General features: G+C 58.5%; 24 protein-coding genes. 14 read left to right on the forward strand and 10 right to left on the reverse strand.

Translation table 11 applies throughout. The annotated features are described in order from the left end of the window. Positions 1–148: 148 nt before the first annotated feature. The 6 genes from trxB to MDG893_RS18465 all read right to left on the reverse strand — a co-directional run bounded on the left by trxB (position 149) and on the right by MDG893_RS18465 (position 5,274). Positions 149–1,099, reverse strand: a complete 951-nt coding sequence (trxB, locus tag MDG893_RS18440; RefSeq protein WP_007155348.1) for a thioredoxin-disulfide reductase — start codon at positions 1,097–1,099, stop codon at positions 149–151. Positions 1,100–1,263: 164 nt separating this feature from the next. Beyond that, positions 1,264–2,175, reverse strand: coding sequence for an AAA family ATPase (locus tag MDG893_RS18445; RefSeq protein WP_007155349.1), 912 nt, complete (start codon positions 2,173–2,175; stop codon positions 1,264–1,266). Between the two features lie 7 nt (positions 2,176–2,182). Continuing rightward, a complete protein-coding gene (locus MDG893_RS18450) occupies positions 2,183–3,106 on the reverse strand; it encodes a carbon-nitrogen hydrolase (protein WP_007155350.1) in 924 nt (307 codons plus the stop codon). Beyond that, complete coding sequence (locus MDG893_RS18455) at positions 3,103–4,137, reverse strand: agmatine deiminase family protein (RefSeq protein WP_007155351.1); 1,035 nt, start codon at positions 4,135–4,137, stop codon at positions 3,103–3,105. Before MDG893_RS18455 ends, MDG893_RS18450 begins: the two co-directional genes overlap by 4 nt. A 92-nt stretch (positions 4,138–4,229) precedes the next feature. Continuing rightward, positions 4,230–4,538: a hypothetical protein gene (locus tag MDG893_RS18460; protein WP_007155352.1), complete on the reverse strand. Its 309-nt coding sequence runs from the start codon at positions 4,536–4,538 to the stop codon at positions 4,230–4,232. Between the two features lie 148 nt (positions 4,539–4,686). Next, positions 4,687–5,274, reverse strand: a complete 588-nt coding sequence (locus MDG893_RS18465; RefSeq protein WP_007155353.1) for a PilZ domain-containing protein — start codon at positions 5,272–5,274, stop codon at positions 4,687–4,689. A gap of 114 nt (positions 5,275–5,388) precedes the next feature. Between MDG893_RS18465 and MDG893_RS18470 the strand changes: the two genes are divergently transcribed. Together MDG893_RS18470 and MDG893_RS18475 are read left to right on the forward strand one after the other, a co-directional pair. Then, positions 5,389–6,630: a lipoprotein-releasing ABC transporter permease subunit gene (locus MDG893_RS18470; RefSeq protein WP_007155354.1), complete on the forward strand. Its 1,242-nt coding sequence runs from the start codon at positions 5,389–5,391 to the stop codon at positions 6,628–6,630. After that, entirely contained in the window at positions 6,623–7,333 is a 711-nt protein-coding gene (locus MDG893_RS18475; RefSeq protein WP_007155355.1) for an ABC transporter ATP-binding protein, read from the forward strand. The genes MDG893_RS18470 and MDG893_RS18475 overlap by 8 nt, the downstream gene beginning before the upstream one ends. Here MDG893_RS18475 and MDG893_RS18480 read toward each other — a convergent pair. Next, positions 7,321–7,893: a DUF2062 domain-containing protein gene (locus MDG893_RS18480; RefSeq protein WP_007155356.1), complete on the reverse strand. Its 573-nt coding sequence runs from the start codon at positions 7,891–7,893 to the stop codon at positions 7,321–7,323. The two genes, MDG893_RS18475 and MDG893_RS18480, sit on opposite strands and share 13 nt — an antisense overlap. A 95-nt stretch (positions 7,894–7,988) precedes the next feature. Between MDG893_RS18480 and MDG893_RS18485 the strand changes: the two genes are divergently transcribed. From MDG893_RS18485 to murB, 9 genes are all read left to right on the forward strand, one after another. Further along, the gene (locus MDG893_RS18485) at positions 7,989–10,370 is read left to right on the forward strand and encodes a DNA internalization-related competence protein ComEC/Rec2 (RefSeq protein WP_007155357.1); all 2,382 of its coding nucleotides are present in this window, start codon (positions 7,989–7,991) and stop codon (positions 10,368–10,370) included. Between the two features lie 92 nt (positions 10,371–10,462). Next, complete coding sequence (locus MDG893_RS18490; protein ID WP_007155358.1) at positions 10,463–11,089, forward strand: MotA/TolQ/ExbB proton channel family protein; 627 nt, start codon at positions 10,463–10,465, stop codon at positions 11,087–11,089. 5 nt (positions 11,090–11,094) lie between these two features. Continuing rightward, positions 11,095–11,520: an ExbD/TolR family protein gene (locus tag MDG893_RS18495; protein WP_007155359.1), complete on the forward strand. Its 426-nt coding sequence runs from the start codon at positions 11,095–11,097 to the stop codon at positions 11,518–11,520. Further along, positions 11,513–13,288, forward strand: a complete 1,776-nt coding sequence (msbA, locus tag MDG893_RS18500) for a lipid A export permease/ATP-binding protein MsbA (RefSeq protein ID WP_007155360.1) — start codon at positions 11,513–11,515, stop codon at positions 13,286–13,288. The genes MDG893_RS18495 and msbA overlap by 8 nt, the downstream gene beginning before the upstream one ends. Next, the gene (lpxK, locus tag MDG893_RS18505) at positions 13,285–14,295 is read left to right on the forward strand and encodes a tetraacyldisaccharide 4'-kinase (RefSeq protein WP_007155361.1); all 1,011 of its coding nucleotides are present in this window, start codon (positions 13,285–13,287) and stop codon (positions 14,293–14,295) included. Before msbA ends, lpxK begins: the two co-directional genes overlap by 4 nt. Before the next feature lie 10 nt (positions 14,296–14,305). Then, complete coding sequence (locus tag MDG893_RS18510) at positions 14,306–14,494, forward strand: Trm112 family protein (protein WP_007155362.1); 189 nt, start codon at positions 14,306–14,308, stop codon at positions 14,492–14,494. Positions 14,495–14,506: 12 nt separating this feature from the next. Next, complete coding sequence (gene kdsB, locus MDG893_RS18515; protein ID WP_007155363.1) at positions 14,507–15,304, forward strand: 3-deoxy-manno-octulosonate cytidylyltransferase; 798 nt, start codon at positions 14,507–14,509, stop codon at positions 15,302–15,304. Beyond that, positions 15,301–15,780: a low molecular weight protein-tyrosine-phosphatase gene (locus tag MDG893_RS18520; protein WP_007155364.1), complete on the forward strand. Its 480-nt coding sequence runs from the start codon at positions 15,301–15,303 to the stop codon at positions 15,778–15,780. The genes kdsB and MDG893_RS18520 overlap by 4 nt, the downstream gene beginning before the upstream one ends. Beyond that, positions 15,777–16,811, forward strand: a complete 1,035-nt coding sequence (gene murB / locus MDG893_RS18525; protein WP_007155365.1) for a UDP-N-acetylmuramate dehydrogenase — start codon at positions 15,777–15,779, stop codon at positions 16,809–16,811. The genes MDG893_RS18520 and murB overlap by 4 nt, the downstream gene beginning before the upstream one ends. A 36-nt stretch (positions 16,812–16,847) precedes the next feature. On the opposite strand, the gene MDG893_RS18530 is transcribed toward murB, so the two are convergent. Further along, positions 16,848–18,581, reverse strand: a complete 1,734-nt coding sequence (locus tag MDG893_RS18530; protein WP_007155366.1) for a proline--tRNA ligase — start codon at positions 18,579–18,581, stop codon at positions 16,848–16,850. A gap of 108 nt (positions 18,582–18,689) precedes the next feature. On the opposite strand from MDG893_RS18530, the gene MDG893_RS18535 reads away from it, so the two are divergent. Then, positions 18,690–19,118, forward strand: coding sequence for a PaaI family thioesterase (locus MDG893_RS18535; protein ID WP_007155367.1), 429 nt, complete (start codon positions 18,690–18,692; stop codon positions 19,116–19,118). A 10-nt stretch (positions 19,119–19,128) separates the two neighbouring features. Then, entirely contained in the window at positions 19,129–19,743 is a 615-nt protein-coding gene (locus tag MDG893_RS18540) for a TetR/AcrR family transcriptional regulator (RefSeq protein WP_007155368.1), read from the forward strand. 4 nt (positions 19,744–19,747) lie between these two features. On the opposite strand, the gene MDG893_RS18545 is transcribed toward MDG893_RS18540, so the two are convergent. Next, positions 19,748–20,245 (reverse strand): Lrp/AsnC family transcriptional regulator, encoded by a 498-nt coding sequence (locus MDG893_RS18545; RefSeq protein ID WP_007155369.1) that lies wholly within the window; start codon positions 20,243–20,245, stop codon positions 19,748–19,750. A gap of 146 nt (positions 20,246–20,391) precedes the next feature. Between MDG893_RS18545 and leuA the strand changes: the two genes are divergently transcribed. Beyond that, entirely contained in the window at positions 20,392–22,092 is a 1,701-nt protein-coding gene (leuA, locus tag MDG893_RS18550) for a 2-isopropylmalate synthase (RefSeq protein WP_007155370.1), read from the forward strand. Between the two features lie 77 nt (positions 22,093–22,169). On the opposite strand, the gene MDG893_RS18555 is transcribed toward leuA, so the two are convergent. Further along, positions 22,170–22,370, reverse strand: a 201-nt coding sequence (locus MDG893_RS18555; protein ID WP_007155371.1) for a cold-shock protein, incomplete at its 5' end; no start/stop codon positions are given.

The following is a 22,370-nucleotide window of genomic DNA, read 5'->3' on the forward strand; positions in this document are numbered from 1 at the left end:
GACACCCCCAAGGCCAACAACACCACCAAAAGGCCCGCAATAAGGCCGGACCGAGATGACCTCACTACCCTGGCTAGACCCCACCCGCCTTTTCGGGCCTGGGAGTTGCCTGCCTTGGGCCATTCCCGAATAACGTCCCCAGTTAAGCTTAGTCTTGGTCGAGGAACTTTTCCGCGTCCAGCGCTGCCATGCAGCCGAAGCCTGCAGAGGTAACGGCTTGGCGGTAGACGTGGTCGGCCACGTCGCCGGCGGCGAAGACGCCCGGAATGCTGCTCTGGGTGGCCATGCCTTCCAGGCCGGAGCGGATTTTGATGTAGCCGTTTTCCATGTCCAGTTGGCCCTGGAACAGGTCGGTGTTGGGTTTGTGGCCGATGGCGATGAACACGCCGGCCAGGTCCATTTCCTGAGTGGCGTCGCCCTTGGTGCTTTTGATGCGCATGCCGGTAACGCCGGTGCCGTCGCCGAGGACTTCGTCCAGGGTGTGGTCCCAGATGATGTTAACGTTGCCGTTTTCGGCTTTTTCGAACAGTTTGTCCTGCAGGATTTTTTCAGCGCGCAGGCTGTCGCGGCGGTGTACCAGGGTGACTTCGTCGGCGATGTTGGAGAGGTACAGCGCTTCTTCAACGGCGGTGTTGCCGCCGCCGATAACGGCAACTTTCTGTTTCTTGTAGAAGAAACCGTCGCAGGTGGCGCAGGCAGAGACGCCCTGGCCCTTGAATTTTTCTTCCGAGTCGAGGCCCAGGTACATGGCAGAGGCGCCGGTGGCGATGATCAATGCGTCGCAGGTGTATTCGCCGCTGTCGCCCTTGAGGCGGAAGGGGCGATTGCGCAGATCGGCTTCGTTGATGGTGTCGTAGACCACCTGGGTTTCGAAGCGCTCCGCGTGTTTGAGCATCCGCTGCATGAGTTCCGGGCCCTGCACGCCGTCGTTGTCACCCGGCCAGTTGTCTACGTCGGTGGTGGTGGTCAGCTGTCCGCCCACTTCAATACCGGTGATCAGCGTGGGTTTGAGATTGGCGCGTGCGGCATAGACGGCAGCGGTGTAGCCGGCGGGGCCGGAGCCTAGGATGATCAGTCTGGAGTGTTTGGTTTCGCTCATTGTGGGTCTCTCGCTAACGAATCTGGACGTGTTGCGCTGGCCGCGTTTTCACGTAATCGGTACGTTGGTCCGGGGGCTGGCCCGGAGGAAAAGGGCAAAAGGCTAACATGAACAGGATTGGTTTCCAGTTGTTTTGCCCAATTCATTTCATTAAGTGTTGCTATCTATTCAATGACAGAGACGGAGGTCAGAAGTTGCCTCACCCGCTCTGCGCTCTTTCCGGATTCTCCCTGTTCAAGACGATGTTCTGCGACGGAAGGGAACACCGCCTGGATGTCGTCCGGCAAGACATGGTGGCGACCGTCCATCAATGCCCACGCGCGCGCAGCGCGGACCAGGCCGAGGCCTGCCCGGGGCGAAAGGCCGTACAGCAGGCCGGGCATGCGCCGGCTCTGTTCCAGCAGGCGTTGCACGTAGTCCAGCAGTGCCGGGCTGGTGGACACCCGGTTAACGGCGTCCTGGAGGGTTTGCAGGTTTTCCGAAGAGAGCAGCGATTGCAGTCTGTCGGTCATGACCCGGCGGTCTTCACCTTCCAGCAGCTCCCGTTCGGCGCGGGGGTCAGGGTAGCCCAGGCGTATGCGCATCAGGAAGCGGTCAAGCTGGGACTCCGGTAACGGGTAGGTGCCCCCTTGTTCGATGGGATTCTGTGTCGCAATTACAAAGAATGGGTGGGGCAGGGGGCGGGTTTCGCCTTCGATCGAAACCTGCCGTTCCTCCATGGCTTCCAGCAATGCACTCTGGGTTCTGGGAGACGCGCGATTGATTTCGTCGGCCAGGACAACCTGCGCGAAGATCGGGCCGGGGTGGAACACCAGGCTGCCTGCCTGTTTGTCGTACATGGAGAAGCCAAGCACGTCAGCAGGTAGCAGATCATTGGTAAACTGGATACGCTGGTAGGTCAGGCCCATGACCTTGGCCAAAGCATGGGACAGGGTGGTTTTGCCCATTCCCGGAATGTCTTCAATCAGCAGGTGGCCCCTGGCCAGCAAGCCACAGAGCGAAAGCCGTACCTGGTGATCCTTGCCCAGCAGTATGCTGTTTAACTCGCGGATAACCGTGTCCGTCAGTTTTTTCATGAAGTGCTTAGTCCCTTACCCGCTTGAGAATGTCACCGTAGGCGTCGATACGCCGATCCCTGAAATACGGCCAGATGCGCCGAATCGATTCACTGCGGGAGCGGTTAATGGTGGCGGACAATAGGGTTTCCGAATGGTCGTCGGCACGAGCCAGGAATTCTCCCTGGGGGCCGCAGATGAAACTGTTGCCCCAGAAACGAATGCCGTCCGAGCTGCCGGATGGGTCGGGTTCCGTTCCGACGCGGTTTGGCGCGATGACGGGAAGGTTATTGGCAACCGCATGGCCGCGCTGAACGGTGACCCAGGCATCCAACTGGCGCGCTTGTTCCTCAGGGTCATCGGTAACGTCCCAGCCGATGGCGGTGGGATAGATCAATACCTCTGCGCCGGCCAGGGCCATCAGGCGGGCGGCCTCCGGGTACCACTGGTCCCAACACACCAGCACACCCAGCCGGCCCACGGAGGTGTCGATGGGGGTGAAGCCGTTGCGGCCGTCGTTGAAACTGGCGTCGCCCGGCGTGAAATAGAACTTTTCGTAAAAGCCGGGGTCGTCAGGAATATGCATCTTCCGGTAGAGGCCGGCGATAGTTCCATCCCGCTCAAAAACGACGGCCGTGTTGTGGTAGACGCCGTTCATTCTCCGTTCAAAGATGGACCCGACGAGAACAATGCCAAGTTCCGCCGCCAGAGCGGATAGCCGACGACTGGTAGGACCGGGAATCGGTTCGGCGAGTTCGAATACCGAGGTGTCTTCGGTCTGGCAGAAGTAGAGCGTGGCGTGCAATTCCTGCAGGACGACGAGTTGGGCGCCGTCCGCTGCTGCCTGGCGGATCAGGCGTTCGCTGGTTGCCAGGCTGGTGTCCTTGTCGACGCTGCACTGCTGTTGAATGGCGGCAATGGCCAGGTCAGCGGATAGAGGGGGCTGAGTCATGCGCCTACAACTCCCGCCGGTATCTGCATGGTGACGCAATGCAGGCTGCCTCCCTGTGTGATCAGCTCTCTGCAGTTCACCGGAATCACTTCCCGCTCCGGGAAAAGGTTCGACAGGGTGGCCAATGCCTCTTCATCCTGAGGTACCCCATAAACCGGTACCAGCACGGCGCCGTTGAGAACCAGGAAATTGGCATAGGTTGCGGGAAGGCGCTCGCCGTTTTCATCATGGATGGCATCCGGCCACGGCAGCGGGGTCAGGCGATACGCTTGACCGTCAGCCTGATGGAACTGCTGCAGCTCTTCCTCCATGGCCGCCAGGGCACTGTAGTGCTCATCACTGACGTCCGGGCAGGCGACGTAACAGATATGGTCCGGGGCGCAAAAGCGCGCCAGGGTGTCAATATGGCTGTCGGTATCGTCGCCGGCCAGGTAACCGTGGTTCAGCCAGAGGATGCGCTCGGCGCCCAGCGTCTCCGACAGCAGGTGTTCAATGCCGGCTCGATCCATAGATGGATTGCGGGAAGGCGTCAACAGACATTCGCTGGTGGTCAGCAGAGTGCCGTTACCGTCGGATTCGATGGAGCCCCCCTCAAGAACGAAGTCGACCGGTATCAGCGGTGTTGCGCCAAAGCTGCCAAAATTCGACAGGTGGCTGTTCAGGGCGTTGTCCTTTTCCCAGGGGAATTTCCCGCCCCAGGCGTTGAACCTGAAATCCAGTAGTTCGTAGCCCTCGCCACGGTTAATGGCGATGGGGCCGTGGTCGCGTGCCCAGGTATCGTTGGCCGGGGCCGGGACTGCCACAACACGGCCGGGCAAGTCATTCTCTTGGGCGAAGTTATTCAGTTCCCTTTCCAACTCCTGCAAACGGAACACATGCTCACAGCTGAGCAATACGTGCTGAAAGCGCAATACGGTCTGCGCGATCTCCATAAACACCGGCTCGACATCCGCAAGAATGTCGCTCCAGTCCGTTCCGGGATGAGGCCAGGTAAGCATGATCGCACTTTGGGGTGCCCACTCGGCGGGCATCACAGGTCTGGAAGTCAAGTTGTGAACACCTTATCCAAAAGCCGCCATTCTAACGAACGAGCGGGGTTGCGTCAGGAGATGCAGAGGATTTTTTAGCGGCTGGGCTTCAGTACCGCGTGGATCACCCGGTCAGCCTCAAAGTACACTACGAAATCCGTGTAGTGCCATTGCGATATGGGGGGATTGCCTACGGGCCCGGACGTGCGTATCGGGTTGCCCCAGCCGTTGCGAACGCTGGACTGGCTCATGCCAGTGCGTGGAAGGTTTTCCTGTGCGCCGCGCTCAGCCTGCGACATCACTGGAACCCGAACTTCTTCCGCCACCGCAGTGGTAAGCGGGGCTACCGCCAGAGCTGAGAGGGCTGCAGCGGCACAAACGGCTTTTATGGTGCGGTTTTTCATCAGTGATTTACTCCCTGGGATCGATCGTATCCGGTTGAACGCGGTTGCCTGGAACCTACCGTGGCGGGTATCCGCCAGACATTGATAAAACGTAATATCCACCAAAGACTAACAAAAGTCAGCCCGAATTCGATGATTTGTGGCCCGTTTAGTCTTTCTGTCGCTGGCGGATCTGCCAGCGCATCACATGGCGGGCGATTTGCTGTCGGTCGCTGTCATGAATGTCGGTAAACTCCGTATGAACCCTACCACCGCCGCTTTTGTCTGGTACAACGTCGATGACTCTGGCAGTCGCCACGGGCTGAAACAGCTCCGGCGGCAGCGTCATTCTCAGGGCCAGTTGGTCGCCCGAGGAAAAACGGTTGGTGGCGCTGTGGAACGACAGCCCGCCTTCACTGAGTGTGACGTCCTGCCAGTCCCCAGGTTGCAACGGATTTTGCTCAAAGGCCATAATGCGCGCCAGCGTATCCAGCTTCCCGTTCAGAGACTTGATCAGAGAGGTCAGCAGGCGGTCACGTTCTGCCAAATTGGTGAGATGTGCCCTGACATCCTGGTCCAGGCGCCTGAACTCCGAGCGCAGGCTCTCCATGTGATCGCCGTTAAAAGGGTTTTCCCGATTGGCCTCGCCAGGACCCAGTGCTCGGATTTCCAGGCCAATATGGTCACTGATGCGAAAGAAGTCCCTGCGGTCAGAGGGAATATCCGCCGGGTTAGTGTCGGGTGTCATTTCAGACATCTGGGCTCCATAACGCGGTATTATTGTTTCCTGATAGCAGTTTAGCAGCTTCCTGACGGTCCGTATCGCCGCAGGATTTTCGACAGACCAGAAGGCAGCGACAGGCTCCTCCCAATGTTCAGACCCTTATCATTGTATGTTGGCTTGCGGTACACCGCGGCCAAACGACGTAATCACTTTATTTCGTTCATTTCCCTGACGTCCATGATTGGCCTCATGCTGGGTGTGGCCGTTCTCATCATCGTGTTATCGGTGATGAATGGCTTTGACCGTGAGCTCAAGCAGCGAATTCTGGGCATGGTGCCACACGCTGTGATCCAGGGTAATCCCGATCTTGATGATTGGCAGGAAGTGGACCGGGAAGTAGAGAAGCACCCGTCGGTGATCGCGGCAGCGCCCTTTATCCAGGGGCAGGGCATGGTCACAGGTGGCGGCGACGTTCGCGGCGTGATGCTCAATGGCGTGCTGCCAGAACAGGAGCGAAGCGTCTCCATCATCGAAAATCATATGATCGAAGGCGGGCTGGACGATCTCAAATCCGGAGAGTTTGGCATCATTATCGGCCGGCAGATGGCCGCCAGCTTGCGTTTGCAACTGGGTGATCGGGTAACCGTGGTGTTGCCGGAAGCATCGGTCACTCCGGCCGGGGTATTGCCGCGACTGAAGCGATTCACGGTCAAGGGCGTATTCAGTGTCGGGGCCGAACTGGATGGTAACTACACCCTGATTCATATGGATGATGCGTCCAAGCTCATACGCACCGACGGCAAAGCCCAGGGCGTGCGCCTTCTGGTGGACGATCTGTTTCAGGCTCCGAAAGTGGCAGAAGAAGTTGCGCGCCAGCTGAGCGGCCGCCACTACATATCTGACTGGACCCGGACTCATGGCAATCTGTTCCAGGCCATCCGCATGGAGAAAACCATGATCGGCCTGCTGCTGATGTTTATCGTTGCAGTGGCCGCGTTCAACATCGTATCGACACTGGTAATGGTGGTTACCGACAAGACAGCCGATATCGCTATCCTTCGCACGATGGGCGCGACACCCGGGCGAGTGATGCGGATTTTCATGGTTCAGGGCGCGGTGATTGGCATTACCGGCACCTTGGTGGGCACGGCGCTGGGCATTCTGGGTGCCTACAATATCAGCGGGTTTATTGCCTGGCTGGAGGCATTCATGGGGCATCAGTTCCTGAGTGCTGACGTCTATTTCATCAGCTATCTGCCGTCCCAGCTGCAATGGCAGGATGTGTGGATCATCAGTGGTGCCGGCCTCGCCATGAGCCTGTTGGCAACGATCTATCCAGCGTGGAGAGCATCCCGCATCGACCCGGCGGAGGCCCTGCGATATGAGTGATTCAGCAACCATGAAGGATGACAGGTCATTGGTTATCAACTGCGACAAAGTGACCAGAACCTATAACGAAGGGCCGGGAAAGCTGACGATTTTCTCCGACATTTCACTTCAGGTGTCGGCTGGTGAATCGGTTGGCATCGTTGGCAGCAGTGGTGCCGGCAAAACCACGCTGCTAAATCTGCTCGGGGGGCTGGATAAGCCCTCTTCGGGTCATATTGATATTTGCGGGCAGGATATTCATCGGATGAGTGAATCCGGCCGGGCACGTTTTCGCAACCGTCACCTGGGGTTTGTTTACCAGTTCCATCATCTGCTGCCGGAATTTTCGGCTTTGGAAAACGTCATGATGCCAGGCGCGTTGGGTGGTCGTGGCGTTCGCCGGGCCTCGGAGCAGGCGGCGGCCATTCTCGAGCGTGTCGGATTGGGGGCGCGTCTGGGGCATAAGCCCGGAGAGCTGTCTGGTGGTGAGCGCCAGCGGGTTGCGATCGCTCGCGCCCTGGTGAACGAACCTGAATGCGTCTTGATGGATGAGCCCACCGGTAATCTGGATGAGCAGACCGGGGAAAGTGTCCGCGAGCTTATCGAGTCGCTCAGGGATCAGATCGGTATTGCATTCGTATTGGTCACCCACGACATGGGTATGGCCAGGAGCCTGGGGCGGGTGCTTCGGCTGGAGCAGGGTGAACTATTTCAGGAGCTTTGATGGGCATCGGTGCCCGGTTTGGGCTTGCGGGTGGCCCGTCGGTGCCGGATTCGAAGCAACTGGCGGTCCCGCCAGTCGCTGCGGACCTTACGCCGCCACAGGAATTGAATGACCAGATAGGCCAGGCAGGCCGAGCAGGTGGCCACCAGCAACGATCCCAGGTAAAGCGGGATGCCGATATCCAGTAGCCGGCCGCTGAGCCAGGACCAGGACAACTGGAACTCGAAGTTCAGCACCGGTCTGTCCAGTATCCAGGCTCCAACCTTGTAGTTGAAATAGAACATCGGTGGCATGGTCACCGGATTGCTGATCCAGACCAGCACTACCGAAAGCGGTAGGTTGGCGTTGAACCAAATGGCGAAGAAGGCAGCGGCAACCATCTGGAACGGCATTGGAATAAAGGTCAGGAAAATGCCGACCAGGAATGCCCTGGCGACGCTGTGGCGATTGATGTGCCACAAGTTGGGTTCATGAAGGATATCCCCGAGGAAGTGCAGCGACTCGATCGAGCGCACCCGTTCCGGCGTTGGTAGATAGCGTTTCATGAACTTCTTTGGCATTGGGAAGTTCTGCCTGCTCGGGATAATGGTTCCGGGGTATGGCGGCTCCCGGAATTGACCAACTATCAGGAGGACAAGGATTGTCCGGAAGTTTTATGGCCAGGGTCGGCCTCGTGGGCTTCGCCTGCGGCGTTATCTTACTGTATAGCCTGGCGGTCTTGCCACCTTTGCACTGGCTGATTTCCGCGATGCCCGTCCCGTTTATCGCGATACTTTCTGCCAGGTCCCCGCTGTTCAGGGTGGTCTCAGTTCTGCTCGTCGGTGGGATTGTTGGCCTGGCCTGGGCGGCGATGCAAGCGGATGTCCGGCAGCGGTCGGTGCTGCCGACAGCACTGGAAGGTCAGGAACTGGACGTATCAGGGTATCTTTGTGATGTCCCATCCGAAGGCAGCTTCGGTAGCGTTCGTTTCGGCTTTTGCGTGACGCAATGGCATCTGCCCGAGGGCGAGAGTACCTTTCCCTCTGCCGAACTGCCGGATCAGCTGCGGCTCGCCTGGTACGGTGATGACGCCACGACCAAACCCGGTCATCAGCTGATGCTGACGGTTGCTCTCAAACGTCCCCATGGTGTCGTGAATCCGGAGGGGTTCCGCTACGAATCCTGGCTGTATCGGAAGGGTTTTGGTGCCACCGGTACGGTTCGCGAGCTTTCCCGCGCAGACCATATTGAATGCCCTCTTCGATGCCGGTATCACCGCTGGCGAGGTGAGCTGGTGAACGCTGCCTCGGACAGGCTGTCAGAGGCGCGCCATTTCCCACTAATAACGTCCCTGATGATGGGCTACCGCGGGCATATGCAGCCCGAACACTGGGACGTTCTGAAGGCCACCGGAACCATTCACCTGGTCGCCATTTCAGGGCTGCACCTGGGGTTGATTGCTGCTGGGGCGGGCTTTTTATGCCGGCGCCTGCTGCTTCGTCTTCCGGAGCGTCGAGTATCGCCCGCAACATTAAGGATGTTGGTTTTCCTCGTGGTCGCCAGCGCAAGCGTCGGGTATGCGCTTGTGGCCGGCTTCTCCGTGCCCACCAGGCGGGCGCTGATTATGGTTATCATCGCCGGGTGGGTTCTTGTTGGCGCTCGGCAAACCGGGGTTTTTACGGGGTTACTGACCGCGCTGGTCCTGGTGTTGCTGACGGATTCGTTTTCGCCTCTGGACCAGGGATTCTGGCTGTCTTTTGGTGCCGTGACAGTCCTGGTGCTGCTGTTTGCCCTCCGCGTTCGCGGGACAGGTTGGATTGTAGGGCTGTTACTGGCTCAGGTGGCCGTATTTGCCGGGCTCTGGCCGATATTGTCCAGCCTGGGGCAGCCTCAGCCAGTGCTCGGCCTGGTTGCCAACCTGTTTGCCATTCCCTGGGTATCGCTGGTGGTCATGCCGTTATTGGCCTTGGGCGCTTTTGTGCTGGTCTTCCTTCCTGCTGCGAACGCCCTGGTAATTGGGGTTTTAGATGTTGTTTTTGGAGTTCTGTGGCAGGGGCTTTCCTGGCTCGCGAATGTTGATCCTGTGCCAACAGTATCCGGTTCGTTGCAGGTTGCGGGATTTTCCTTGGTGGTTCTGATGGCCTTGCTGGTGCCGTTCAGCGGGTTTCGAAAGGCGAGTGCCTGCGTTGTGTCGTTATGGATTGCCGTGAGCGTGTTTCGGGGCAATGAGGTGGAGCCGTCGAACGATACCGTGGCCCACCCTGAAATCTGGGTATGGGATGTGGGCCAGGGGTTGTCCGTCATGCTTCGCGAGCGGGACCGGGTGCTAGTTTACGACACTGGCCCGGCGTTGGAAGGCGTCTATTCGTCGGTGGAGTCGGTCCTGATTCCCAATCTGACTGCTCTGGGGGTCCGCCGTATTGATACCCTGGTAATCAGCCACGGCGATGGCGATCACGCCGGGGGACTTCCATTGCTGTTCGAGCGATTCGAAGTCGGGCGGGTTGTTACCGGCGAACCCGGGAGAGTTGCCGACAAGTTGCCGGAGGGTGTAACTGTCGAGCCATGCTCTGGTCAGGTGGATGTCCGGATGGGCCATCTGGAACTGGCGTTCTGGCGAAGTACGGGCAGGGTTGAGGGTAATGACGCATCCTGTGTACTGACGGTATCGTCGGCTGTCCCGCCCGTTGAGGTGGTGTTGCCCGGCGATATCACCCGTCGGGTGGAAGAAGAGTTGATGGCCCGGGCCGACCATCACGGGAACGGTACCGACCGCTACCGGGTTACGCTGGCACCCCACCATGGCAGCAAAACGTCCTCATCGGAACTCTGGGTCGCCCGTATGGCTCCGGATCTCACCATAGTCAGTGCCGGCTACCGGCATCGTTTCGGCCATCCTCATGCAAACGTGGTTGAACGCTATCAGTCTGTTGGCAGTGACATCGCCAATACCGCTACCGCCGGCGCGATCAGACTGGTTCTGGAACCGGGTGGAGTGATAACTACAAAGGCAAGGGCAGCTGCCCCGTTCTGGATTCGTAAACCCGAAACTCCCTGAACGGAGTGTAAAAACCGTGACATTCCGGGTGTGGCCTACACCGGCAGCTATGCTAAAGTAGCGCGGCTTGTAAACAATCAGGGAGACCAAGCGTGTTCGAGCTTTTGAAAGCCGGTGGCATCCTCATGGTGCCGATTCTTGCCTGTTCCATTCTTGCCCTTGCCATCATCCTTGAGCGCTTCTGGACGCTCAGGCCATCCAGGGTGACGCCTCAGCACACCATCAACGAACTGTGGCGGTGGATCAAGAAAAAAGAGCTTAACGGGCGCAAGCTCAAGGCGCTGCAGGGGTCGTCTCCCCTGGGTCGGATCCTGGCCGGCGGGCTGATGAATGCCAAACATGGTCGCGAGATCATGAAGGAAAGCATTGAGCATGAGGCGAGTCAGGTCATCCATGAACTGGAGCGTTTCCTGAACCCCCTCGGGACCGTTGCGACCATTACGCCTCTTCTGGGCCTGCTCGGAACCGTTATCGGTATGATCAAAGTGTTTGCAGAGATCCAGCTCGCCGGTGTAGGCGATGCCGGCAATCTGGCCGGCGGTATTTCGGAAGCACTGATTACCACGGCTTCGGGCCTGAGCGTGGCGATACCAGCACTGATCTGCCACCGTTACTTTATTCGACGTGTCGACGAGTTGGTTGTCGGTATGGAGCAGGAAGCCATCAAGCTTGTGGAAGTGGTGCATGGCGACCGCGAAATTGACGTGGAAGGAGCCTGAACACTGTGAAGTTCAAGCGTCAGAGAAGTCAGGAAGTCGGGGTAGACCTGACGCCACTGATCGATGTGGTCTTCCTGCTGCTGATATTCTTTATGGTGTCCACCACGTTTACCCGTGAGAGCCACCTCAATATCGAATTGCCGGAAGCCAACGGTGAGCGGTCGGAGTCCGAGGCAGAGTTGATTGATGTGGTCATCAACGCCGAGGGCCAGTACATCCTCAACGATCGAACCCTGGTGAATAATCGTCGGGAAACGCTGGAAAGGGCGGTTCGCGAGCTGGCACAGGACAACACGTCGCTGCCGTTCATCATCACTGCGGATGCCCGTACTCCTCACGAGTTTGTCGTGCGCGCCATGGATGTGGCGGGGCGTCTTGGTTTTGCCAAGCTCAGCATCACCACCGAACGAGAGGCCCAAGGCAGTGAGTGACGCCACGTCGACAGCCGAAGAGTCCCACCAGCCGGCAACCAATTGGGCCACTTATAAGCGCCTTTTGGCTTACGTAAAGCCGTTCTGGCTGGCGTTCTCGCTGGCCGTGGTTGGCAACATCATCTACGCAGCGGCCTCCACCGGTATGGCGGCGGCGATGGAATACGTCATCACGGCTCTGGAAAACCCCACAGACAAAAACCGGATTCTGCTGACGTTGCTTATCGTCGGTGTATTCGCCTTTCGTGGTGTCGGTACCTTCATGAGCCAGTATTTCATCAGTTACGTCGGGCGACAGGTTATTAATGCCCTGCGCAAGCAGGTCTTCGACCGTCTGCTAAGCCTGCCTTCCCGCTATTTCGATGAGAACGCGTCCGGCCGGCTGGTTTCGAAGATCACGTACAATGTCGAACAGGTGGCGGATGCCACGACCAACGCCGTGACCATCACCCTCAGGGAAGGACTGACCATCCTGGGGCTGTTGGGTTTTATGATCTACACCAACTGGAAGTTGACTCTTGTGTTCCTGGCTGTCGGGCCGCTGATTGCCCTGGTGGTCAGCTACGCGAGTAAACGCTTTCGCAAGATCAGCAAACGTATCCAGGGCTCGATGGGTGACATCACCCATGTGGCCTCCGAATCCATCAGTGGTTACCGGGTGGTTCGCACCTTTGGCGGCGAGCACTATGAGCGTGATCGCTTCCGCAAGGTCAGTGAAAAAAATCTGGAGCAGAGCCTGAAGATGGCCTCCACCCAGGCCATCAGCATTCCAGTGATCCAGGTGCTGGTGGCGATTGCCATCGCAGCGCTGGTGTGGACTATGCTGGCGCCGGAGATCCGTGGCGAAATGAGTACCGGCCAGCTTGTGGCGTTCATTACCGCCGCAACAACCATGGCCAAGCCCATTCGCCAGGTAACGTCCGTACATGCCAAGATTCAGCGTGGCGTTGCCGCTGCCCACGATGTCTTCGGAACCATGGACGAGGAACCGGAACACGATCCGGGTACCTACGCGCCGGAGCGGGTCAACGGCAATATTGAATTTGAAAACGTGTCCTTCCGCTACCGTGACCAGTTGGACGATGTCCTCAAGGACATTTCCCTGAACATACCCGCCGGTCAGAGCGTTGCCCTGGTCGGCCGTTCGGGCAGTGGCAAATCGACACTGGTCAGTCTTTTGCCTCGTTTCTACGAATACACCGGCGGGGATATCCGCCTGGACGACCAATCCCTGAAGGTATTCAGCCTCGAAGCCCTGCGCGCACAGATCGCGTTGGTGACTCAGAATGTGGTTCTTTTCAACGATACCATCGCCGCCAACATCGCCTACGGGGCTCTCCGTCACTGCAGCCGCGAGCAGATCACTGACGCAGCGGCCAAGGCGCATGCGCTGGAATTCATCGACCGTATGCCGGAAGGGCTGGATACCATGATCGGTGACAACGGGGTGATGCTTTCCGGTGGCCAGCGCCAGCGACTGGCCATTGCAAGAGCCCTGCTGAAAAACGCACCGGTGCTGATTCTGGACGAAGCAACATCGGCGCTCGATACGGAATCGGAACGGCACATACAGGACGCTCTGGAAACCGTCATGCAGGGCCGTACCACGTTGGTTATTGCCCACCGGCTGTCGACCATTGAAAAGGCGGATCGCATCCTGGTGATGGATGGCGGCAGGATTGTTGAATCCGGTCGCCATGACGAGTTGCTGGCCCAGGGCGGCGCCTACGCCCAGCTCCACCAGATGCAGTTCAGCGAGCAGTCATGACCACGCTGGTAGAGCGGGTATGGTACAGCGGTAGGCGCCCCCTGTGGCCGTTGTATCCGCTGGTCTGGCTCTACCGCACCATTTCTGAAAACCGTCGCCGCCGGGCCTGGCAGGCGATGAACGAACGCATTCCGGTTCCCGTGGTGGTGGTGGGCAATATCACTGCCGGGGGCACAGGAAAATCTCCACTGACGGCCGCTCTCACCAGTCTGCTGAAGGACCAGGGTTGGCAGCCAGTGATCCTGAGCCGTGGCTACGGTGGCAAGTCTGATCGCTATCCGCTGTTGGTCAACGCTGACACCGACGCCAGAATCGCCGGTGACGAACCGGTAATGCTGGCCGCGCAATCGGGATGCCCGGTTGTAGTGGACCCGGATCGCAGACGGGGTGCTCTATGGGCACTGGAGCAAGAGCTGGGGACCATTCTGGTGTGCGACGACGGGCTCCAGCATTATCGGCTTCCCCGGGATATTGAACTTGCCGTCTTCGACGCGGCCCGTGGTGTCGGCAACGGCGTCCTGATTCCCGTTGGCCCTTTGCGTGAACCTCTGGCGCGGCTGGAATCCGTCGATTTCGTGATTACCAATGGAGGCTTTCTCGACGAGCTCGAGCACGAACGCCAGTTCACCATGACCCTGGCACCGACTGAGCTGCGAAACCTTGTGACCGGAGAAGTGTTGTCTCCGGAGTGCCTTGAGGGCCGGCGCGTGAGGGCTGTGGCGGGGATCGGTAATCCCAGCCGGTTTTTCGATACACTGATGGCGCTGGGGGCTCAGCTCAGGCCTCTTGCCTTGCCGGACCACCATCGTTTTACGTCCACCGACCTGCACTGCGAAGATGGCGAATGGCTGGTGATGACCGACAAGGATGCGGTCAAGTGTCGCGGGATCGCCCCGGACAACACCTGGGTCCTGTCCGTCACGGCCAGCCTTCCCGAGGCGTTTTCCGAGGCGTTCGTGGCCCGCGTCAATGACTGCAACCAATCGCTGGATACAATGACATTGTGAGAACCGCACCATGGATAAAAAACTGATGGCCCTGCTGGCCTGCCCGGTATGCAAAGGTGACCTGAAGCTGAACGACGCCAAAACCGAACTGGTCTGCTATCAGGATGCGATGGCCTTTCCGATTCGCGAGGGGATACCGGTGATGCTCGCCACCGAAGCCCGGACGCTGACGACCGACGAGCGACTCCACAAACGCTGACAGGAAGCCTGTATGTCCTACACCGTCGTTATCCCGGCACGTTATGCCTCCACTCGATTGCCTGGCAAACCATTGGCAGACCTTGCCGGCAAGCCGATGATTGAGCATGTCTATGAGCGGGCTTGTGAAAGTCAGGCTGGTCGTGTGGTGATTGCAACGGATGACGAGCGTATTGAATCAGCCTGTGCCGCCTTCGGTGCGGAAGTGGTGATGACCTCCGCCGACCACGCCAGCGGTACTGACCGTCTTGAAGAAGTGGCTCGAAAGCTGGGCTTTGGCCCGGATAATCGCGTCGTCAATGTTCAGGGTGATGAGCCCTTGATCCCACCGGAACTGATCGACCAAGTGGCCGCAAACCTCGAAGCCCATCCTGATGCGGTCATTGCCACTCTCTGCGAGCGGATTCCTGACGTCACCAGCGTGTTCAATCCCAATGTTGTCAAAGTGGTGTTCGATAACCGGGGCATGGCCCACTACTTCAGCCGGGCACCGATTCCCTGGGCCCGGGATACGTGGCAGGGCAGTGGTGACACCGGCGCCGCACGGTCGCTACCCGAAGGCTGTGATTACTATCGTCATATTGGTATCTACGGCTACCGCGTCAGCCTCCTGCGGAATTTCGTGACCTGGGCGCCAGCCCCGACTGAAATCACTGAGTCCCTGGAACAATTGCGAGCACTCTACAATGGCGCCCGGATTCACGTCGAAGAGGCGTGCCGGATGCCACCCGCGGGCGTCGATACCGCCGAGGATCTCGAGCGTCTGCGGCAAATCATGATGACCAGACAAAAGGGGGCGGGACACCCATGAATGCGGAAGTAAACGTACTGTTTGTCTGTCTTGGCAACATCTGCCGCTCTCCCAGCGCTGAGGGCGTCTTTCGCCAGGTGCTTCAGCGGTCCGGGTTCGAGGGCCGCATTGCCACCGATTCCTGTGGTACCGGCGACTGGCATGTGGGCAAGGCGCCGGACGGACGCGCCGTGGCGGCTGCGGGCAAACGCGGAATAGATATCAGTGATCTCCGGGCCCGCCAGTTCCAGGCATCGGACCTGGAGCGATTTGATTACGTGCTGGTGATGGACCGTCAGAACCTCGCGGACGTGAAGGATATCTGGCAGCAACGTGGCGGGACCGAGCCGGCGCTGTTTTTGGGGTTCGGTCGTTCCGGTGAGAAAGAAGTGCCGGACCCATACTACGGTGGCGACCAGGGATTCGAGCACGTACTTGATCTGATCACCGAAGCCAGTGAAGGCCTTCTTGGACATATCCGGGAGCGCCTGGTGTGACCCGTTCCGGTGAGATCAGGGAGAACGTGTCCCTGGGGGCGATGAATAGTCTGGGTATCGAGGCGAGGGCGCGGTATTTTGTGTCAGTCAGCTCTATCGAGGCGCTCCGGAGGGCGCTGGAGTGGGCATCGGAAGCGTCGATTGAACCGCTCCTGCTCGGAGGTGGTAGCAACCTCGTGTTTGCAGGGGATTATTCGGGACTGGTGATTCGTATCGCCATCGCCCGCCGGTGCTGGGAGCAGGTTAATGGCGACGAGGCAACATTGGTACTGGGTGCTGGTGAAAACTGGCACGACAGTGTGTTGTACGCGGCTTCCGCCGGCTACAGGGGCATCGAAAACCTGGCGCTGATTCCCGGCACCGTTGGGGCGGCACCGGTTCAGAACATCGGGGCTTATGGCACGGAGCTGCAGGACACCCTGGTGGATATCCGCGCCCTGGACCGGCAGACCGGCAATGACGTGTTGTTGACCAACAGCCTGTGCCATTTCAGTTATCGTGACAGTGTGTTCAAGCACGAACCTGGGCGTTACGTCATCACTGAGGTTCGTCTGCGGTTGTCCCGCACCCGACCATTCTCACTGGATTATCGTGACCTTCGCGACTATTTCGACGGGCAGGACCTGAGTGATCTCACTCCCCTTGATGTGGCCAGTGCCGTGATGGCGGTTCGTCGTCGCAAATTGCCTGATCCGGAACAGCTTCCTAATGCCGGCAGCTTCTTCAAGAACCCGGTTGTGCCATTGGCAACCTGGGAGTCATTGAAGGAGCAGCACCCAGAGATCGCCGGCTACCCCGGTGATGATAATGCCAAGGTGGCGGCCGCATGGCTGATCGACCAGTGTGGCTGGAAGGGGTATCGCAATAGCCGCGTTGGCGTCCATAACCGTCAGGCGCTGGTGTTGGTGAACCATTCGAAAGGCAGCGGGCAGGACGTGTTGGCATTGGCCAACCGCATCCGGGAGGATGTCGAAGCCCGCTTCGGTATTGCGCTGGAAATGGAGCCGGGCGTGATCGGTTCATGCCCGTAGGATAGGGCTGAACCGATCACGCTCGTTGCAGGTGCCTTAAAGGCCGTTGCGCGGTGAGGCACTGATCAGGAATGGGAGTGCCTCGGCCAGCGGAATATCCTGTTTGTCTTCGTCACGGCGGCCCTTGTACTCCAGGGTTTCTGCCGCCAGGCCCCGCTCGGACACCACGAACCGGTGAGGTATGCCGATCAACTCCATATCCGCGAACTTCACGCCCGGGCGTTCGTTCCGGTCATCCAGCAGAACATCAAAACCAGCCTGGCGAAGCTGCTCATAGAGTTTTTCCCCGGCAGCCATCACCGCCGGGGACTTGTGGCCGTTCAGTGTCACGATAGCCACCTCAAACGGGGCAATGGCGTCGGGCCAGATGATGCCCTTGTCGTCATGGTTCTGCTCAATGGACGAGGCGACAATCCGGGAGACACCGATACCGTAGCAGCCCATTTCCAGGATGGCGCTCTTGCCGTTTTCATCCAGTACGGTGGCGTTCATGGCCTTGCTGTATTTATTGCCCAGCTTGAAAATGTGGCCAACTTCAATGCCGCGTCGAATTTCCAGGGTGCCCTTGCCGTCCGGGCTGGGATCGCCCTCAACCACATCGCGCAGGTCTTCCACACGGGCCAGTGCTACATCCCGTTCCCAGTTTACGCCGGTCAGGTGGTGGCCTTCCTTGTTGGCGCCGCAGACAAAGTCCACCATGTGCGCCGCACTGCGATCGACAATGACGGGCACCGGCAGGGCCACGGGGCCGATGGAGCCGGCTTTGCAACCGACAACCTGTTCGATTTCCTCGTCGGTTGCCATGGTCAGCGGTTCAGCGACATCGGGCAGGTTTTCGGCCTTGATTTCGTTAAGGGTGTGATCCCCCCGCAGAATCAGAGCAATCAGGCCACTGTTGCCGTTGTCGTCTTCTTCGGCCTTGACCAGCAGAGTCTTGGCGCAGCGATTTGCGTCTACCTTCAGGAAGGTGGCAACGGCCTCAATGGTCCGCTGCTCTGGTGTGGCCACCTCGGTCATTTCTTCGGAAGGCGATGGGCGGTCTCCGGCTGGCGCAACGGCTTCCGCTTTTTCAATGTTGGCCGCATAGTCGCTGTCGGTGCTGAACACAATGGCGTCTTCACCGGATGAGGCCAGTACATGGAATTCATGGGACGCGCTTCCGCCGATGGCGCCTGAATCCGCCTCGACGGGGCGGTAGTCCAGACCCAGGCGATCAAAAATGGCGCAGTAGGTGCGATGCATGACCTGATAGGTATCGTTCAAGGATTCCGCATTCACATGGAATGAGTAAGCGTCCTTCATGATGAATTCCCGTGCACGCATCACGCCGAACCGGGGGCGTCGCTCGTCACGGAACTTGGTCTGGATCTGGTAGAAGTTTGCGGGCAATTCCTTGTAGCTTTTCAGCTCGTTGCGGATCAGATCGGTAATGACCTCCTCGTGGGTGGGCCCGAAGCAGAAGTCGCGGCCATGGCGGTCGTTCATCCGCAGCAGTTCACCGCCATATTGTTCCCAGCGCCCGGACTCCTGCCACAGCTCTGCCGGCTGCACCGCGGGCATCAGTACTTCCTGCGCGCCACTCTTGTCCATTTCCTCGCGAACGATGCGTTCAACCTTGCGAAGTACCCTCAATCCCATTGGCAGCCAGGAGTAAAGGCCGGAGGCCAGTTTTCGGATCATTCCTGCCCGCAGCATCATCTGGTGGCTGATGATCTCGGCATCGGCAGGCGTTTCTTTTTGGGTGGCAATCAGGTAGCGGCTTGCTCGCATTGTGTCATCCGTAAGCAGTTGAGAAGGGGTTCTTTATTTATCCTGTCGTGCTCGCTATTGTACGGAGCGTTTACCACGAGGTACAGATGGACATTGGGAGAGCAGCGAATGACACTGACCGCAGTAGAAGTCGAGGCCGTTATCCGGGCCGGTGTGCCGATGGCCGAGGATATTGGATTTACGGTCGACGAAGCGCGCGAAGACGGTTTCGCACGCACCCGCCTGGTGTTCTCGGAGCGCCTGATTCGCCCCGGCGGCACGCTGTCTGGCCCGGTTCAGATGGCCCTGGCGGATGCGTCGATGTACGCGGCGGTGATGGCTGCGATTGGTCAGGTTGAAATGGCGGTGACCAGCAACCTGTCGATCAACTTCCTGTACAAGCCGGCACCGGATGACCTGATAGGAGAGGCCAGGGTTCTGCGGATGGGGCGCCGACTCGCTTTCTGCGAAGTGCGGTTGCTATCCGGTCAGGGAAACGATGAGAAACTGGTCGCCCATGTAACGGGCAGCTATGCTTTACCGTATAACCGCGACTGAAGCAGGAGATATGACCGAAGAAACCGTGGATATCACGCCTCGCCGTCAACCCGTTCAGGCCAGAAGCCGCGAGCGCGTGAATAGCATTCTCAGCCATGCGGCAGCGATTTTCCACGAAGTGGGTGTCGACGCCACCAGTATGTCTGCCATTGCCCGTCAGTCCGGCATGTCACTCGCCTCCCTCTACCGTTACTTTCCCAACAAGGCCGCCATTGTGAAGGCCATTGCTGAAGGGCATGTTGAGCGGATGGAGACAGCGCTGCGGGAGCGACTCCAAACCCTGGAGCTGGGTGATGCCGTAGACGTTCTGATTGACCTGTTCTATGAGTTTTATCGGACCGAACCTGCCTATTCCGTGATCTGGAGTGGAGTGGAGTCGATGCCTGAATTGCGGGATCTGGATATCCGTGAGTTATACAGTCATGCCCGTGACCTGGATAACCGCTTGCGGGACGTCTGCCCCCGCATTCCGGAAGATCGTCGATGGACGGCGAGCCTGATGTTGCCCCGCTCGGCCGGAACCGTTCTCAGGCTGGCGGCGACCCTGCCGGACGATCAGGCCCGTTCGATGGTGAGTGAGCTCAAGTGCATGGCCCGGGCCTATCTGGCCGAACTTATCCGCTAGCGAGTCAGGACAGATACCCAAGAGGCAGGGCCGTGCTGTCAATCACCCGCCTCAGCACAAAGCTGGAGTGCACACCGCTGACGCCCTGGATGCGGGTGATGCGATTCAGCAGAAAGTGGTGATAGTGATCCATGTCTGGTACCACCACCTTGAGCATGTAATCGGCGTCCTGGCCGGTAATCAGGTAGCATTCCTGAACTTCCGGATATTCCCCCACCTGCCGCTCGAACGTGGCGAAGCGTTCGGGAGTGTGCCGGTCCATGCCGATAAGTATGATCGCCGTAAGGGACAATCCCAGCTTTTTGTGATCAAGAATCGTTACCTGACGAACGATAACACCGGCTTCCTCCAGTGCACGGACCCGCCTCAGGCAAGGGGAGGGTGACAGACCGACCTTGTCGGCCAGTTCCTGGTTTGTCAGCGATCCATTTTGCTGCAATTGTTCGAGGATATTGCGGTCAATATTGTCGATTTTAATAAGCGGCTTGTCGGAAGTTGACATAAAATTGCACCTTCAATGAAAATCCTGAAATATTGTAGCTATTCTTAGTGTCAGGAGGGTGAAAAAGCAATCATTTTCCCCGTGTGAGGCGTTATCCTGATACACAATCAATGAATTCCCCGTGAGAACAGCAAGGAATCACCCCAATGGCATTTGATCATCGTAAATACGTTGCGTTCACGCCAGTGGCGAAAACCGATCGTCGCTGGCCGGACAAAGTCATCACCACCGCTCCCCGTTTTTGTGCGGTGGATCTGCGGGATGGCAACCAGGCACTGGTAAAGCCGATGTCAGTGGCGCAGAAGCAGCGCATGTTTGATTTGCTGGTAAAGCTGGGTTTCAAAGAAATCGAAATTGGCTTTCCTGCAGCGAGCCAGCCGGATTTCGATTTCTGCCGCAAACTGATTGAGGAAGATCGTATTCCCGATGATGTGCACATTCAGGTGCTGACCCAGGCACGGCCGGAATTGATTGAGCGGACCTACGATGCCCTCAAGGGGGCTCGCAAGGCCATCGTGCATGTGTACAACTCAACGTCGACGGTTCAGCGGGAGCAGGTATTCGGCATGGACCGCGAAGGCGTTAAAGATATAGCGGTCAATGGTGCTCGTATCGTCAAGGCCAACGCCGCCAAGTATCCGGACACCGAATGGACCTTCCAGTATTCGCCGGAGAGCTTCACCGGAACGGAGCTGGATTACGCCGCAGACGTGATCGATGCCGTAAACGACGTCTGGCGCCCGGACCAGGGCCAGCCCGTGGTGATCAATCTGCCGGCCACGGTGGAAATGGCGACCCCGAACGTATTTGCCGACCAGATCGAGTGGATTTGCGATAACGTCCGGTATCGTGAGCACATCAGTATCAGCGTTCACACTCACAACGATCGTGGCTGTGCCGTAGCGGCGGCGGAGCTGGCGGTGATGGCCGGCGCCGATCGGGTGGAAGGAACGCTGATGGGCAATGGTGAGCGCACCGGCAACATGGATCTGGTCACCATGGCGATGAACCTGTACTCCCAGGGCGTGGATCCGACGCTGGACCTGTCGGGCATGGCCGAAATTACCGATGTGGTTGAAGCCTGTACTGAGATTTCCACCCATCCACGTCACCCCTATGCCGGAGAGCTTGTGTTTACGGCTTTCTCTGGCAGCCACCAGGATGCAATCCGTAAATGTCTGGCCCGCCGCGCCGAAGGGGAGAGCTGGCATGTGGCGTACCTGCCCATCGATCCTCACGACCTTGGTCGCCGTTATGAAGAAGTGGTTCGCATCAACAGCCAATCCGGCAAGGGTGGTGTGGCTTATGTTCTGGAGCGTGATTACAACATCAGCCTGCCACGATGGTTGCAGATCGAGTTCAGCAAGCTGGTGCAGCGGGAGGCCGAAACCAATGGCGGCGAGATTGACTCACTGACCATTCATCGGTTGTTTGAAGATCGTTACCTGAAAGTGGCTAAAGACTGGGAGTTGCGATCCTATGATCTTCACCGGGATGATGAGGGCGTCAATGCCGTTGTGAGTATTGGTGCTGAAAGCGACCCGATCACCCTCAAAGGTCACGGCCTTGGTGCGGTTGAAGCCGTGTCAGCGGCGCTGGAGGAAAAATACGGCGTAACGCTGGCGGTGGAGGCCTACGATGAATTTGCATTGGGTGAGGGTACCAATGCCAATGCACTGGCCTGTATTCGTGTAACGGTGGGCGGACAGCATTGCAGCGCGGCCGCTCTGGCTGAAGATACGACCTCGGCTACTTTGCAGGCGCTGTTCTCGGCCGTTTCGCAGGTGGTTGAAGCTGGTCGTCGGGATGGCGCCACCAGCAAGACGTCGGCGGAAGCCGGTGCCTGAAAAAGAAAAAGCCGGCGAACGCCGGCTCTTTCGGATTCCCTGTGCCCGTGAGGGGCATAGGGCGGGGTCGCGTAACCTCAGACCGGGGTTACGTTTTCCGCCTGGGGACCTTTCGGGCCCTGAGTCACGGTAAACTGCACCTGTTGACCTTCGGTCAGGGTGCGGAATCCGCTTGCGTTGATTGCACTATAGTGAACGAAAACGTCACTGCCACCGTCCTGGGCGATAAAGCCGAAGCCCTTGGACTCGTTAAACCACTTTACGTGGCCTGTCTTTGT

It is taken from the genome of Marinobacter algicola DG893 (assembly GCF_000170835.1).
Taxonomy (GTDB): domain Bacteria; phylum Pseudomonadota; class Gammaproteobacteria; order Pseudomonadales; family Oleiphilaceae; genus Marinobacter; species Marinobacter algicola.